The sequence below is a fragment of the Frankia sp. EI5c genome (assembly GCF_001636565.1).
In the GTDB taxonomy this organism is placed as follows: domain Bacteria; phylum Actinomycetota; class Actinomycetes; order Frankiales; family Frankiaceae; genus Parafrankia.
On record NZ_LRTK01000038.1, the window covers coordinates 19,018 to 33,383 of the forward strand.

The 14,366-nt window shown below is 69.1% G+C and carries 9 protein-coding genes and 10 pseudogenes; 11 read left to right on the forward strand and 8 right to left on the reverse strand.

Going from position 1 to position 14,366, the window contains the following annotated elements:
* The first annotated feature begins 495 nt into the window (after window positions 1-495).
* From UG55_RS17810 to UG55_RS30125, 4 genes and pseudogenes are all read left to right on the forward strand, one after another.
* Complete coding sequence (locus tag UG55_RS17810) at window positions 496-1,302, forward strand: hypothetical protein (protein ID WP_066070331.1); 807 nt, start codon at window positions 496-498, stop codon at window positions 1,300-1,302.
* Between the two features lie 17 nt (window positions 1,303-1,319).
* A pseudogene (locus tag UG55_RS47575) lies at window positions 1,320-1,457 on the forward strand (helix-turn-helix domain-containing protein); the annotation flags it as partial.
* A 1-nt stretch (window position 1,458) separates the two neighbouring features.
* A pseudogene (locus UG55_RS47580) lies at window positions 1,459-2,186 on the forward strand (ImmA/IrrE family metallo-endopeptidase); the annotation flags it as partial.
* Between the two features lie 24 nt (window positions 2,187-2,210).
* Window positions 2,211-2,432 (forward strand): annotated as a pseudogene (locus UG55_RS30125) (Xre family DNA binding protein); the annotation flags it as partial.
* Between the two features lie 307 nt (window positions 2,433-2,739).
* Here the strand turns inward: UG55_RS30125 and UG55_RS38430 are convergent.
* A partial coding sequence (locus UG55_RS38430) for a hypothetical protein (protein ID WP_242424692.1) occupies window positions 2,740-3,419 on the reverse strand: 680 nt, incomplete at its 5' end.
* A gap of 951 nt (window positions 3,420-4,370) precedes the next feature.
* Here UG55_RS38430 and UG55_RS17825 point away from each other — a divergent pair.
* The gene (locus UG55_RS17825; protein ID WP_066070337.1) at window positions 4,371-5,150 is read left to right on the forward strand and encodes an SDR family NAD(P)-dependent oxidoreductase; all 780 of its coding nucleotides are present in this window, start codon (window positions 4,371-4,373) and stop codon (window positions 5,148-5,150) included.
* 363 nt (window positions 5,151-5,513) lie between these two features.
* Here UG55_RS17825 and UG55_RS38435 read toward each other — a convergent pair.
* The 3 pseudogenes from UG55_RS38435 to UG55_RS38450 form a co-directional block, all read right to left on the reverse strand.
* Window positions 5,514-5,701 (reverse strand): annotated as a pseudogene (locus UG55_RS38435) (PPOX class F420-dependent oxidoreductase); the annotation flags it as partial.
* Between the two features lies 1 nt (window position 5,702).
* Window positions 5,703-5,843: pseudogene (locus UG55_RS38440) on the reverse strand (PPOX class F420-dependent oxidoreductase); the annotation flags it as partial.
* Window positions 5,844-5,869: 26 nt separating this feature from the next.
* A pseudogene (locus UG55_RS38450) lies at window positions 5,870-5,960 on the reverse strand (PPOX class F420-dependent oxidoreductase); the annotation flags it as partial.
* A gap of 287 nt (window positions 5,961-6,247) precedes the next feature.
* Here UG55_RS38450 and UG55_RS47585 point away from each other — a divergent pair.
* The 4 pseudogenes from UG55_RS47585 to UG55_RS17845 all read left to right on the forward strand — a co-directional run.
* A pseudogene (locus UG55_RS47585) lies at window positions 6,248-6,390 on the forward strand (VapC toxin family PIN domain ribonuclease); the annotation flags it as partial.
* 85 nt (window positions 6,391-6,475) lie between these two features.
* Window positions 6,476-6,613: pseudogene (locus UG55_RS47590) on the forward strand (pirin-like C-terminal cupin domain-containing protein); the annotation flags it as partial.
* A gap of 131 nt (window positions 6,614-6,744) precedes the next feature.
* Window positions 6,745-6,834 (forward strand): annotated as a pseudogene (locus UG55_RS45495) (hypothetical protein); the annotation flags it as partial.
* 1 nt (window position 6,835) lies between these two features.
* Window positions 6,836-7,092, forward strand: a pseudogene (locus UG55_RS17845) (tetratricopeptide repeat protein); the annotation flags it as partial.
* A gap of 693 nt (window positions 7,093-7,785) precedes the next feature.
* On the opposite strand, the gene UG55_RS17850 reads toward UG55_RS17845, so the two are convergent.
* Window positions 7,786-8,646 carry an LLM class F420-dependent oxidoreductase gene (locus UG55_RS17850; RefSeq protein ID WP_066070505.1) on the reverse strand — a complete coding sequence of 287 codons (861 nt, stop codon included), beginning with the start codon at window positions 8,644-8,646 and terminating at the stop codon, window positions 7,786-7,788.
* Window positions 8,647-8,728: 82 nt separating this feature from the next.
* On the opposite strand from UG55_RS17850, the gene UG55_RS17855 reads away from it, so the two are divergent.
* On the forward strand, window positions 8,729-9,070 hold the full coding sequence (locus tag UG55_RS17855) for a MerR family transcriptional regulator (protein ID WP_066070350.1): 342 nt from the start codon (window positions 8,729-8,731) through the stop codon (window positions 9,068-9,070).
* Between the two features lie 61 nt (window positions 9,071-9,131).
* On the opposite strand, the gene UG55_RS17860 is transcribed toward UG55_RS17855, so the two are convergent.
* On the reverse strand, window positions 9,132-10,028 hold the full coding sequence (locus tag UG55_RS17860; protein ID WP_083986934.1) for a cyclopropane-fatty-acyl-phospholipid synthase family protein: 897 nt from the start codon (window positions 10,026-10,028) through the stop codon (window positions 9,132-9,134).
* A 146-nt stretch (window positions 10,029-10,174) separates the two neighbouring features.
* Entirely contained in the window at window positions 10,175-10,702 is a 528-nt protein-coding gene (locus UG55_RS17865; RefSeq protein WP_066070352.1) for an ester cyclase, read from the reverse strand.
* 1,009 nt (window positions 10,703-11,711) lie between these two features.
* Between UG55_RS17865 and yaaA the strand changes: the two genes are divergently transcribed.
* A complete protein-coding gene (yaaA, locus tag UG55_RS17875) occupies window positions 11,712-12,623 on the forward strand; it encodes a peroxide stress protein YaaA (protein ID WP_242424694.1) in 912 nt (303 codons plus the stop codon).
* Between the two features lie 157 nt (window positions 12,624-12,780).
* On the opposite strand, the gene UG55_RS30130 is transcribed toward yaaA, so the two are convergent.
* Window positions 12,781-12,990: hypothetical protein (locus tag UG55_RS30130; RefSeq protein WP_206779388.1), on the reverse strand; the 210-nt coding region annotated here is incomplete at its 5' end.
* Window positions 12,991-14,366: the final 1,376 nt, after the last annotated feature.

Sequence of the window (14,366 nt, forward strand, 5' to 3'; positions counted from 1 at the left end):
GTGGGCGAAGCTCATCGGCGCTGGTCAGAGTGGTGGGAGCATCCGGTTGTGGTGCGCGGGCGGAACATGCGACCGGGCACGGACCGGCGCCAGGAAGTCGACGTTCCAGCGGATCGCCAACCGGTTCGGGCGGCGTCCCCGCGACATGACGAGCCCCGCTCCCACCCGATGCCCGATGCGCCAGCCCCGCGACCGGGGTCCGCCACCTTGAGAGGTCGTGGTCCCGCAGCAGGTTCGGTGGGGGGCGGCATGAGATAGCGGCTACAACCACCCGGACACGGTGCCGGCGAGGGCGAACCTGGCCCGGTCCGGCCCTCCGGACGTCGGTGAATTGCTGGCGAACCCCGATGGTGGTGGCGAGTCTCGTCGCCGCACAGCCCGCCATCGCCGAGTTCTCCGCTTCGCCTCGGATCCAGAAGCAATCGAAGGGCCTGGAGGGGGCCACGGAGGTTCAGTTTGATACATCATCTACTGGCAGTGGTAGGGTCTCGTGCTGTGAACGAACGGGATGAGGTTATTGCCAACCTCGGTGGTGCAGGAGTCTTGGACGCGGTGCGATGGGCCTACATGTCCGGCACCGCGCGGGCCCTGGAGGTCTACTCCGAAGCTGACGGCCATGACGCGACGCTGCTCGGCATCCTGCGGCACACCCTCCTTCGCGATCGCCTCGATCGGGTCTTCGCCTGCGGGAAGTACGCCCCGGCTCCCGACGCGGAGACCGATGGCGCCCTCGACGTGCTGTACGCCGAGCTGAGCGACCGTGACGTTGCCTCCATGCCGACTTTGGCGCCTGGGCTGGTGGTCCGGTCCGATCTCAACCACAGCCCTGGCTGGGTATGGGAACGGACGCGGTTCCTGCTTGCGGCGTTCGTCGTTGGTGAGCTGGACCGGATGTCCTGGCCGCGGAAGAGCCGGACCAAGCAGCGTGTTGCCCGCCAGCTGGCTTCCGATTCGAACCAGCTGTCCCTACTCGACGGCATCGCCGACGAGGAGATCGACGGCTTCGCCGCCGCGCTGGAAGCCGCCCACGAGCTGGACATGCGGACCTTCGTCGTCGCTCACAGCCTCGACCCTTGGACAGGAAGAGGGGAGCTCGTTCTCGGCCGCGCCCGACTGAACACCGGCGGTGGGCCCGCCTGGCACTGGCACCATGACCTGCTGTCCGACTCGCCCGCTGGCGGAGGCCGTCGAGGAGAAGATTCGCCGGCCCCCTCCGGACCGAACACCGTCCCGGACGCGACCGTGCGCCTTCGGTCGAAGCCAGCGACCCGACCGGGCAACCAGGCAGGCGGCGTTCAGTGAGCGGCACGACGATGCCNGGGGAGCGGGCGGCCGAAGTCGCCGCACTGTTCGACGGTGGACGGCTGACCTTGGCTCGGCACCTGGCTGGCCTGCGCAAGAGCGAGCTTGCGGAGAAGGTCGGCAAGAGCCCGACCGCTGTCGCGGCGTGGGAGTCTNGGGCGAAGCGCCCAACAGCGGCAAACGTCGCCCAGCTCGCGCTGAGTCTCAGGGTCGAGCCCGGTTTCTTCGCCGTTCGGCCGGACGACATCGCACGGCTCAGCTCCACGCCGCACTTCCGCTCGCTGCGTTCCACCACCCAGCTGGCCCGGGACCAGGCGTTCGCATACGGCCAGACGGCTGTCGACGTCGCCTCTAGCTTGGAACGCCACGTCGAGTTCCCCGCCGTCGACCTGCCAAGCTTCCCCGTCTCGGTGGACGACACCGACAGCGACGATCCGGAGCGGGCGGCGCAGGCGGTCCGCGAACAGTGGGGGCTGGAGACGAGACCGGTCGGACATCTAGTCCGGCTTCTGGAGAACCATGGTGTCCTTGTGGTGTTCAGCCCACCACAGGCCGCCTCCGTGGATGCCTACTCCTTCGACAGTAGGCTCCGCCCGGTAGTCGTCCTCAACCCGATCAAACGGGACTATTACCGCCAACGCTTCGACGTCGCCCACGAACTCGGTCATCTGATCATGCACAGCGACGCCGAGCCCGGCGGCCGAGTCGTCGAGGACCAGGCCCACCGCTTCGCCGCAGAGCTGCTCATGCCGGCCGAGGTGATCTACGACCAGCTCCCTACCACCATGGGCAGCGGCGCATGGCGGACTCTCGCGCGTCTGAAGGAGCGGTGGGGGGTCAGCATGCAGGCCCTGCTTTATCGGGCTCGCCGGCTCGGCCGCCTCNGCGACGTGTCCTACCGCAACGCCATGACCACGATCTCGGCACGCGGGTGGAGACGGGACGAACCCGGGCTGGTGGCCGCGGTCGAACAGCCGTCGCTCCTCCCGCGAGCGGTCGAACTGTTGGCGCAGGAGGGCATCGACGAAGATTCGCTCATGGACCAGTGTCGTCTTCCGGTTGACCTTTTCCGAACGGTAACGGCACGGTGGCCAGGCCCTTTTTCCGCGGAGGAAGAACCGGTGCCACCANGGCGCGTGGTCTCCCTTCTCGATCATCGGCGAAAGCCCGTAGGCGACACGTCGGGGATACGAAACGATGCTTCCTGTGAGTCACGCCCCAGATTGCGAGGTCGTCTGCTACATACATGATCCCGGTCTACAGCCCAGGCGACGTCGGGGCTTCGGACCTCAGGGGGATCACAGCAGACTGGCTCGGCCAAGGCTGACCGCCGTCAGCTTCTATAACCAGCCGGCCGCGTCCTACGGAGAAGCTCGACAACGATGCCCGTGCCACCAGACCAGCGGGGGCACGGGCATCGCCCCAAGTCTCTGTCGATCAGAATGCCTGCTGGGGCTCACCGCCAGCTGACCCTGCGCTGCCTTCGATCTGGGTGTGGATGTCGCTGCGGAGTTGCGCGACCAGCCTGCGGGCAAGGGGAGCACCGACGCGGAGCCGTTTGCGGAGCGTCTCCGCGGAGATCGGGCGCTGATGCTGATGCCAATGCAGCACGTCTTCGGCTCGCGCCCGGTGGAGCAGGTCCTGCTCCCGCGCACCCGAACCGTTCCGATAGGGTGCCGCGTCTGCCGAGAGCACTTCTCCCGCCCTGACATCCTGACGAGACTGCGCGGGCAACTGCGGTTGATTCATCAGCATCAACTCATGCGAATCGTCCGTGGTTCGTGAGGTCGGCAGGGGCTCGCGTGCCCCGGTAGGCTGCATAGCCTGGATCAAACCAGGGCCAACCTCTGCCCAGCCGATCATCAGCAACGGGCCGACGGCGTCGAACGCGGCCTTGCCGTACTGGCCGGCGATCAACGGCTCGGCGACATTGAGAGCCAAGGTGACCAGGCTGGCGAAGATGAGCAGACGCCGAGCGGACCGCTGCACGTCGGCGGGACCGCCATACAGCGCCAACTGACGGGTCCCCAAGAGCAGCCCGACGACAGACAAATCCACCGCCGGAGCCACCAAGGGGGCGATGAACACCGGAACACCCAAACGCAGGCCGAGAGCGANAGAGTTTCCGAACCCGAAAAGGAACGTCAATNCCACGACGATGCCGATCATTGCGGTCACGAGCTTCACGGTGTACGCGGGTACGGCCACATTCGAAGAGTCCTTGCAGGGCGAGGAGGCCGATGTTTCCCTCTGGCCGTTCACCGGGTACCACGACCCCTGACNGACAGCGATACGGCCATCCCGACCGGCCAGCCCGCAGCGGTGCTGAACGGAACCCAACCAGTGATCACAGATGGCCGGCGGCTCGTCCCCGAACCTGCAAAGCCGATCTTCTTAGAGTGGAGGAGGACTNGGCAGTGAGTAAGACGGCGCCTCGCGCTGAGCTCGGGCTCAGGCCAGCTCCAGGCGACGTCGGACGGGCACAGACGCCGGCAGGTCGCGCGGACCCACGCGGCCGTCGNGGCGAGCGGAGGCGTTGCCATGGAGGCCAGCGCGCCGCAGTCGCGGTCATGGCGAGGTGTAGCAACGGCGACGACCAAGCACGCACGTCGGCGGTCCTCCACAGCCGACAAGCCACATCCAGCCGGCTTGCGCGTCGAGTCCAGCGACGGCCCTGCCGCGCGAGCCGCACCCCCGTCAAGGACGGGTCGAGGTGTAGCAACGGGTGTAGCAACGGCGGCGAACATGCACGCACGTCGACGGCCCTCTACGGCCACCAACACACATCCACGGACGCCGACAACACGGTCAATTCGGCCTGTGCGGCGGACTGCCTGTGCGTGCCGTGATGAAGTGCCTGTACCTTTTGACCCGCGGCCTGGATCCTGCCGAGAGCTACTGATCAACCCCCGGAAACGCCTTTGGCAACACAGTCCCAGCCAGAGCGGGGGTGCCTCGCCGAGAGGTGAGGCGGCAGGAGAGTGCCGTTGAGCGCCCACGTGCAACGGAAGTTTCTGAGCAGGCCGGCCCGCCGCGATGCGGGCGGGCACGTCGCGGAAGGGCGGGTCATGGATCTCAACGGCAGGGCCGCGGTCGTCGCCGGCGGCGCGGGCGGCCTCGGCGGGGCGACGGTGCGTCGCCTCGTCGAGCTGGGCGTAGGTGTGGTCGTACTCGACCCCGACACCGCGCGGGCCGGTGCGCTCGCCGCGCAGCTTGGCCCGGCGGTGACCGCCGTGGCCGGCGACAGCACCGACGACGACGCGGTGGGCGCCGCGATCGCGGCCGCCCAGGCGCTTGGCGTGTTCTCCATCGCGGTCAGCGCGACCGGTGTCGTAATCCGTAGCCCGCGGCTGGTGGACCGTGACGGGTCGGTCATGCCCAAGGAGGTCCTGCGCGCCAACCTCGACCTGCATGTCCTCGGGCCGTTCAACCTCGCGCGGTTGGCGGCGTCGGCATTCGCCGCCAATGAGCCCGACGAGGACGGGCAGCGTGGGGTCATCGTGCAGACCGCGTCCATCAGCGCGTTCGACGGCCAGGCGACCATGGTTCCGTATGCCGCGGCCAAGGGCGCGATCGTCGGGATGCTGCTGCCGATGGCGCGGGACCTCGCACCGATCGGCGTGCGGGTGTGCGCGATCGCGCCTGGCGCCATCGCCACACCCCGCCTTTCCGATCCCCGGGTTCAGCGGCTGCTCATCGAGGACGTCCTGTTCCCGAAGCGTCTGGGGAGGCCCGAGGAGTACGCCCTCCTCGCGGAGACGATCATCCGCAACCCCCACCTGAACGGCGAGGTGATCCGCCTCGACGGCGGGACGCGTCTTTCCGACGGGAACGGCGCACGGCATTGACTCCTGTTCACCCCAGGCAGCCTGGACGCCCTACCGCGCACCCCAGTCCACAATGACGTCCACCCGGCTGTCCGTACGCGAGTTCGCCGCCGCCCTGAGCCGGGCCGGCGTGGAGCCGGATACGCCGTCGAAGGAACTCATCAGAAAGTACCTCGACGACCTGCAGTACCTGGGTCTGGTCGATCCCCCGGCCCGCGGCCTCAGCTCACCGCCGACGCCATCGTCGAAGAGACGCACCTCGAGCGGGCCGGGTCACCTGCCAGGACCTGACCGTCGACACCCAAGTGCGGCGGGCTCGTCATGGGCAGGAGAGATGCGTGAATTCTTGAACCCGAGCCTGTCCGCCGTCTTCGCCGAGCGTTCTCACGGGGCGAGGACATTGCGCGAGTTGTAGCCCTGCATATGCGGTGGCCGTCCGGGTCCAGCCGGCACGAACTCCCCGATGTTCCAGCTGATGATCCGGCTCGGTCGCAGTCGGAGCGTCTCTCGGCTGAAGCCTGGGATGAGCGGCGGGTCCTGGGTGACGATCTCGATTCGGCCGCGGATCTCGANGCCTCGCCCGGTCTGACCGATCGGGTTGGGAGAGTCGGACTGGTCGTCGACCACCAACGAGACTCTCGGGTTGGCTGTGACATTCCGGAACTTCTGGCTCCTGGCGAGGTCAGGGCCGCCGATCTCGATGACGCCGCTGGCNGGGTCCACCCGGAAGGCGACGGGGNGGACGTGGGGGGCGCCGTCAGGGCCAATGGTCGCCAGCCGTCCGAGTGGATGCTCGGTGAGATAATTCAGCTCGGGATCCGTGTAGATCATGTTCTGAGGCTAAGAGCTGAACCACGGTTGAGGTCAAGCACCTCGAACCGGCGATTCTGGACGGGGCTCTCGCCCGCTCGTTGACCTCGCCGTAGTGCGCCGTGACGCCGAGACCGTACCCGCGGCAAAACCGTCATTATTCCGTGTCCAGAGTCCGCGATAGCCGCCACCTTCACGTCCCCCAATGCGAGGGACAGCACTGGCACCGGCATGGAGGCGTTCCGCGCCGACCAGGATGCGGCGGCCGACCACGAGGCGACGGGCGCCTATGACCAGTGAGCCTGCCNGCCAGGGCCTGCTGGACACCGACATCCTGATCCTGCGCCGCTGAGTCGACGTCACCGAGCTTCCGGACGAGATGGCGATCAGCGCGGTGACACTGGCGGAGCTGTCCGCCGGTACGCACCAGGTCCGGCGCGGCGACGAGCGCGGTGGGAATGCCCTGGGCCGCCGCCTGGTTGGGGCACTTGCATGACACGTCATCAAACTGTCTCTGCGGCTGCCGAGGAGATCCGATGCTCGGCGGGCGGCCGCTGCGCGAGCCGATCGCCCATTACGGGCCGTTTCTGATGAACAGCCGCGAGCAGATCATCCAGGCTGTCGAGGACTACAACGCGGGCCGGATGGGCCGCGTCCCCGTGCTGGAGCACCGCGGGGGAGCGGAGAACAGCCACGGAACAGGCGCGAACAGCCACGGAACAGGCGCGAACAGCAGCCACGGAACAGGCACGACCGCCGGGTGAGGCCGACCGCCCACCCGGGCGGAGAGGAGGGACGGGCCGCCATGACCCACACCACGACCACGCTGGCCGAGGAGTACGAGCGCGGGACGCTGTTCTTCGACGCCCAGGACTTCGCCGGTGCCGCCCGCATCNTCGCCGGCGTCGTCGCCGAGGAGCCGCGCCACCTGTCGGCCCGGCTGCTGCTCGCCCGGGCCTACTACCACTCCGCCCAGCTCACCCACGCCGAGACCGAGCTGCGCCGCGTCCTCGCCCAGGACCCGGTGGAGCCCTACGCGCACCTGCTGCTCGCCCGCACCCTGGAGCGGCGGAACCGGCCGGCGGAGGCGGCGGCGCACCGCCGCCAGGCAGCCGCGCTGACCGGCGCGATCCCGGGCAGCAGCGTGCGGTGAGGAGAGCGACGGCGCCCGGCCTCGGCAGGCCGGGTCGCCGGAGAAATCGGTGGCGCCCTGGCCCGGGTGCTTCGTCCATTCGATGCCGGCGGCGGATGTCGGGCGCCGCGGGATCCGCCGGCAGCGGGAGCTTCGGCGCCGTCTTGATCTCGTCTGTGATCCGGGCGGGGGTGATGTCGCCGCGGATCCCGTCGAGTGCTCGGCTCAGGGCGGTCATCGTGAAGTAGATGGCGGGCCCCATCGAGTTGCCCAGGTCGATGTCGGCCTCGCCGTAGGCTTCAACGATCTCCCGCCACTGGCGCATGTCGGGGTTCTCGGTGTCCCTCGAAAAATATGTCGCCAGCACCGTTCGGATCCTCGAAAGAGTGCGCCACCAGGACCGCGAGGCGTCGCCGACGACAATCGACGGTCAATAGCGCCGCACGTGCCCGCTCCGGGCGGTTTTCGGGAGACCTTGCTCCCGTCAGGCGGCTANCACCGCGCACACTGCCCCAGCCCCAGGTACGACAGATTATCCAGGAGCCGATGATGGATGACGACATCGAGCTGATCAGCGACGGCGACGGCGACGGCNACGGCCTGGCGGTTATCGGGAGTCCGACGGCTGTCGAGCGCTTCCTCGTCTCCGGAGGACGGGTGAAGCCCGTCCACGAGGTCCCGGCCTGGAACTGGCCAAAGGACTGGCAGAGGCTTTCAGACGGTCGCCGGGGCCATGCCGGCTCTCCGCGCGAGAATGCAGAGGCTGTCGAGCGCGCGGACGGCGGTGTCAGCGTCGCTGACGGGTAGCGGCCCGAACAGGATCCGGTAAATGCCGAGAGGCAGCAGTTTCTCGACGGCGGCCTCGGTCGGTTCTGTCAGGAGCAGGGTCACCGGCGGTGTGGGCAGGCCCACCTGGTCAGCTGCGGCGGCCAGCTCGCCGACGCCTCGGAGCAGGTCATCGACCGCGATGGGCGGAGCGAGCCAGCCGTCGCCGTCAGCGATGATCCGGCGGAAGGTCGTCGGGCCCCAGCCTCCCACCCAGACTGGTGGATGCGGCCGCTGGACTGGCTTCGGCCACTGGTAGACCGGGTCGAAGTCGACGAAGCGGCCGTGGAACTCCGCCTGTTCCGACGTCCAGAGTGCTTTTACCGCGGCGAGCCGTTCTCGCGTCAGGGCGACCCGGGTCACGGGGTCCGTCCCGTGATTGCGGATTTCCTCGCGTAGCCAGCCGGTGCCGACGCCGAGCTCGAACCGGCCGTCGCTGATCAGGTCCAGGCTGGCAGCCTCCTTTGCCAGCAGGATCGGGTCTCGTTGGGGCACCAGGGCGATCGCGGTGCCGATCCGAAGGTGGGTCGTCGCGGTTGCGGCGGCGGTGAGAGTGACAAACGGGTCGAGATTGCGGTAGTAGTCACGGGGGATCTCGGCGCCATCGACATACGGCGTCTCCCGCCGTACCGGTATGTGGCTGTGTTCTGGCACGAACAGTGATTCGAACCCGCGCTCCTCGATGGCACGCGCCAGCGCTGCCGGCCTGACCTGCTCGTCGGTCACCGCGGTGAAGATTCCGATGTTCATGTAGCTCACGGTAAAGTCTGACGTCAGTGTCAGGGTCAAGCGCGGCAGAGCGGATGTGCCGCGGCCAAGGAGAGGCCGGCTGATGCGGATCGGTGAGCTGTCGGCGCGCACCGGCGCCAGCGTGCGCTCGCTGCGCCACTACGAGGCGCACGGCCTGCTGGTAGCTGACCGCCTCGAGAACGACTATCGAGACTTCCCGGAGTCCGCGGTAGAAGCCGTGACCAAGGTTCAGGCGCTGCTCCGCGCGGGTCTGTCGGTGGCGACGATCCGCCAGGTCCTGCCCTGCACCCTGGACGCGACGCCCCGGGTCGTGCCGTGTGACGAGCTCGCGGCGACCCTGCGCGGGGAACTCGCCCGCCTGGAGGAACAGTCGGAGCGGCTCGACCGCGCCCGATCCCTGATCCTGGCGATGCTCGCGGACTGACCCCTCCACCCGTACTCCGGCGCCGCGCCCGGTACCTGCGGGTCCGGCATTGCGGGTGGGCCTACCGCCGGGTGGCGGCGTCGGCGGGCGGCGGGTCGTCGCGCAGGAGAGGGTGGGCGGTGTAGGCCGGTGGGATGTCGGTTATGGGCTCGTCGGGGGTCGCGTCGGTGCGGCGGTGGGCGACGGCGCGGACGTAGCCGAGGTGGCGGCCCCGGTCGGCGGTGAGCGCGTCGATCTCCACGGTGTTGTCGGGGTTGACGGTGCGGTGCCAGTCGAGCCAGCGCAGCCAGCCGTCCGGCATGGTGTCGGCGAGGGTCACCTCGGCGACGCCGCTGCGTTCCCAGTGGCGTCGCCACCAGGCCGCGGAGTGCAGGCAGGCCATGCTCGGCTCCCACCAGGGGCGCAGATGGTCCGGCACCGGACCGTCGAACTCGTCGACGAGCCCGGCGCCGGCGATACCGATCGCGCCGCCCGGCCGGACGAACCGGGAAAGATAGTTCAGGTACAGATCGTCCGTGCCGTAGTAGACGAACGAGTCGATGCTCACCACGGCGTCGAAGAAGTCAGTGGCGAACGGCAGTGAACGGGCGTCGGCGCGCAGTGGGAACACGGCGGCGTCGACACCGGCGTCACGGAGGCGGGCCAGGCGTTCATCCGGGCTGAACCACAGGTCGGTGGCCCAGACCTGCACCCCGAACTCCCGGGCCAGGAATACGGACGATGCGCCACGGCCGCAGCCGAGGTCGAGAATCCGCAGGCCGGGCCGCAGGTCGAGGGCCTCGGTAAGCCATTCGGTCAGCCACAGCGAGTTCGCGCCGCCGCTGACCGCGCCGGTAATCCAGTCGGGGTGATAACGGGAGCTGCGCGGGAACCGCGCCGAGCGTAGCCGTTCGCCGGCCTGTCCCGCCCTCCGGCCGCCTGTTCGGCCGGCGTTTCCTGCCTTGTCCTCGTCGGCCATCTCGGCTGTTTTCGTCCTTTCATGGCTAGTTGGCTGCCTGGATTCTGCCGGTGCGGCGCTGGTCTGTCATCCGCGTTTTCCGGCGGTGGATCGGTCGTCCTGACGGCCCGCGACGGCCCGCGGGGGCCCGCGGGGGGCCGGGCGGGTCAGGCGTCGGGTGTCGACCTGCGGGCCCGGCGGGTGGCCAGGGCGCACCGGAGCAGGTAGAGCGGTGTCGGCGGGATCCAGCCCAGCTGGGCGGCGGTGCCCAGGTCGTCGCGGTTCGCCCAGTGCTCGATGATCTTGCCGTCGCGCAGGCGCAGCCAGTGGGTCTGGGTGGTGGCGAAGGTCCGTCCGGTCGGCGGGAACACCCGCTCGATCCGCGCGTCCGCGTCGTAGGCGACGAACGGCCCGGCGTGGCGGCCGCTCATGGTGCAGTGCACCACCACGAGGTCGCCCCGCTCCACCGTGTCGTGGATCTCCCAGTGCAGGTCGGCGTAGGCCGCACGCAGCCACAGGGCGGTCGCGTGGAAGGCCCGCGGGCCCTGGCCGCGGGCGTCCGGCGGCTCGTCCACACTTTCCCGGTTGGTTGCCAGCGGGTGCACGACCTCGGTGAAGTCGCCGAAGTCGCCACCGGCCATGATCTCGATCGAGCGGAGCGCGAGTGCCGTCCCGGAGGAGACTGCGGTGTTCATGGGTCACCTCGTACCTGAAAAAAATGTGCTGGGTACCTGAAAGGAATGTGCTGGCTGGTGGTGCGGTGAACGGGGCGTCCCCTCGGGTCGGGCCGAGGGGACGCCCCGTTGGTGGTCGTCAGCAGGTGACGGTGAGGTGGAACGGCAGGACGGTCTTGGACTGGTCGGGGTTGCGCATCGCCNCGAACACGCCGTTGGCCTTCCCGCCCCGCTGCGACACGGTGATGAACCCGGGCGACGGCACGTCGGTCCCCCGTCCGCCGATGGACGCCGTGTAGGCGCAGCCGCGGATGTCGCGGTCGAACAGCACCTCGACGTTCTGCGCGGCGGTTAGCCCGGACGTGACACCGGCGCTGCTCCGGACGACCGCGCCGCCCGAGTCGATCACCGCGAAGCGGTGCGCCTCGATCGGCAGCGCGTCCGCGGTCGGGGCACTGACGGCGGCCCGCGACGGGTCCGCGACGTTGTCCGCCGCGCCGTCGCCGACGGCGGCGAGCGCGGTTCCGCCGAGCGCGCCGGTGACGGCCAGGGCGGACGCGGCGATGACGAGACGGGAACGGGTGATGAGGGAACGAGACATCTTGGTCGACCTCTTCTCAATGATGCCGCACCGTCTTTTTCGGCGTCTCCCGGCGTCTTCCGCGGACTTCTGGAGTCTTCCGGGGCCTTCCAAAATCTTCCGGGGGTTCCGGGGTGCGGCGGCTGATTGCGTCGACGTCAGATAACCAGTTCGGCGGGCTGCTCGAAAATACGCACTTGTGCGTAGCGGGAGACCGGGTCGGCAGCCGGGTGGAAGAAAGCAGGAAAATCTCTCCGGCGCTGTCGGCGGCACGACTGGAAGGCATTGTGTCGGCTGCCGGACAATCATGGCACAGGAGAAAGGGTCGCGCGGCCGAGGCGACGAGCGGGCCTGCCGAGGCGACGAGTGGGCCTGCCGGCGGAAGCCACCAGACCGATGGTCCCGAGGTCGCCGTAGCGTGGCAGCACAGAACGTCTGGATGCCGAGATCGTGAGAGAGGTCGGACAGGTGCGGATCCTGCTGCCGCCGAGCGAGGCGAAGACCGGCGGCGGCGACGGGCCGTCGCTGCGGGCGGCCGGGTTCGGCCACGGCCCACTCGCGGGAGCCCGCGCGGAGGTCGTGCGGGCGGTCGCGGCGTTCTGCCGGGCCGACCCGCCCGCGGCGGTCGTCGCGCTGCGGCTACCGGCTTCGCGCGCGCAGGCCGACCTGGCCGCCAACGTCGCGATGCTGGACGCCCCGACGATGCCGGCGCTCGACCGGTTCGCGGGAGTCCTCTTCCAGGCGCTGGCGCCGGCGGCGCTGCCACCAGCCGCGCGAGCGGTGGCCGACCACGCCCTGTTCGTCTCCAACGGGGCGTTCGGCCTCCTCGGCGCGACCGAACCGGTGCCCGACCACCGGGTCGCCATGGCGGCGGCGATCCCCGGCCTCGATGGGCGCACCGCACCGACCGGGCTCGGGGCCTTCTGGCGTGCCCGGCTCGCGCCAGCCCTGCCCGACCTGCTGCTCGCCTGCGCCCCGGACGCCGCCGGTGCCGTTGCTGTCGCCGCTGTCGCTGCCGTCGACGCCGTCGGCGAGCACCTCGTCGTGGACCTCCGCTCGTCGGACTACGCGACCGTGCCATCCCTTTCCGGGCCGATCCGCGCCGGCGCCCTGCCGGTGCGTGCCCTGACCGAGAAGCTCGTCGACGGGCGCTGGGTCCGCCGTCCGCTCAGCTACCAGGCGAAGCAGACCAAGGGCGTGCTGACGCGCGCGCTCCTGCTCGCCGAAGCCGCCGGCCGCCCGGTGAAGACCATCGACGACGTGGCCGAGGTGGCCGAGTCCGCCGACCTCGTCGCCGAGCCACGTGGCACCGCGACCGCGCCCACCCTCGACGTCATCGCCCGCTGGAACCCGACCGCCTGACAACTCGGAGCCGTGCGCTCGGCACCCCCCACGTCGACGAAAATTTTCTACGCCGGGTCCGGTGGCAGGGGCGGTGTCGCCATCGGGAAGTCCGCCGCGGCGGGTGCCGCCGTCGGGNGGAGCCAGCCCCGCCCCGGCGACTCCGACATATTGTCCGTCAATATTCCAAAAATGGTGATCCGGTTACCCGGACGGCTGGCGGATCGCCTTTTTTTCGATATCCGCTCTCGGCCCGAGGGTCGACCAATACAGTCGGGCTGGTCGCCGCCAGTCCAGCCGTTTCGGGGGTATCTGGATGTTCGGTTTCGAGCTGCAGACAAATGCGAACACGTTCCTGTCGGGGGTGCAGCCACGCGAGGTTGCCTGGNGGTCCAGGCTGGTCACCCTCGAGGGCGATGAGTGCGTCGACCACCCGGACAAGTCCGAGTTAGAGTTCGTCACCGTGCCCTGTCGGGACCGGGCGATGGCACAGGAAGCGATCAAGGAGGCAATGCGCCTCTCGTTCGAACTNCGGGCGGACGCGCAGCGCAATGGCAAGATCGTCTCCTTCGTGGAGGGGGCGGAATACGCGGGTGGACGATGGGAGCGCACCGGCAGCGCGGAGATCGACAACCCGTCGTTCGAAGCGCAGCCGCAGTTCACCGTCGGGATTCCGCTGGCGGAGTTGCGGNGGTTCATCGCCGATGCCCTCATCAATGTCGGCGGTGCCCTGACGGTGGGCGATCTGAAGGGTATGGAGGAACAGGGCAAGCAGGTTCAGGAGCATTTCAAGGTTCCCGCGTCAAGCGAGCTGGACGGCTTCCTCTGGGCCTGCCGATACCTCGTGCTGCGGACGAAGAACCTGAAGGTCAACGACTTCAAGGTGACACCGGACGGGCGGCCTGTCACGGCCCGCGCCCGCCACTCCGCGCGGGTGTTCCAGTTCGACAGTGAATACCTGAATGGCGCCGGGTTCGGAGTCGGTNGAGGCGTGAACGTGCGTATCGTGGTCGACCGGGACTCGCCGAAGTCGCTGTTCGAGCTCCTGCATCGCACCGATTTCCATGCGATGTTCGCCGCGATCCCCGAAGGAAAGAGTGCCAATATCACGCCGGGCGTCCTGGAGTGGTTGATATGGCCGTACAACGAGCCGAAGGACTTCCGGCTCCTGCCCTTCCCGTACCGGGCCGACCCGCTGGNCCCGAACGCCACGCCGCCGGNCGTCCAGTATGCGGGGCTGGGCTGGTCGGACTCGGACCTGGGTCCCGCCGCCACCGAATTCTGGGACCTGACGGAGCACGGCCCGACCTTCGGTGAATGGTGTGAAAGCATCATCGACGGCCGGCCCTCGACCGACCCGGGCACGACGGACAAGGTGCGTAAGAAAGATCTGATGTCGCCGCCCCGGGGGTTGCGCGGCCGGCCGTACGACGGCCACGACGGATTCCCGTCACCAGGTGAGGACAAGTCTGCCTACTACGGGATGGGTGTCTTCCCCGTCGATCGCGACGGGAACCGCGGGGCGCTGGCTGTCTACGAGCACCGCCTCCTTCGCGACGACACGACGATCGCGACCCTGCTCACCGCGAACCGACTGGTCGCCTCGGCGCGGTGGGACGATCTGGTCGAGGCCGTCGTGGCGGCGTATGTGGTGTCCTGACGCGAGCCCCGCACTCCGACCGAGGTATGTTGACCATGGCGGTGTCCTGGGCGCGGACGGCGGGCGACCTGGTGGCGGAAATCCTGGCCCTGGTACGGACCTGG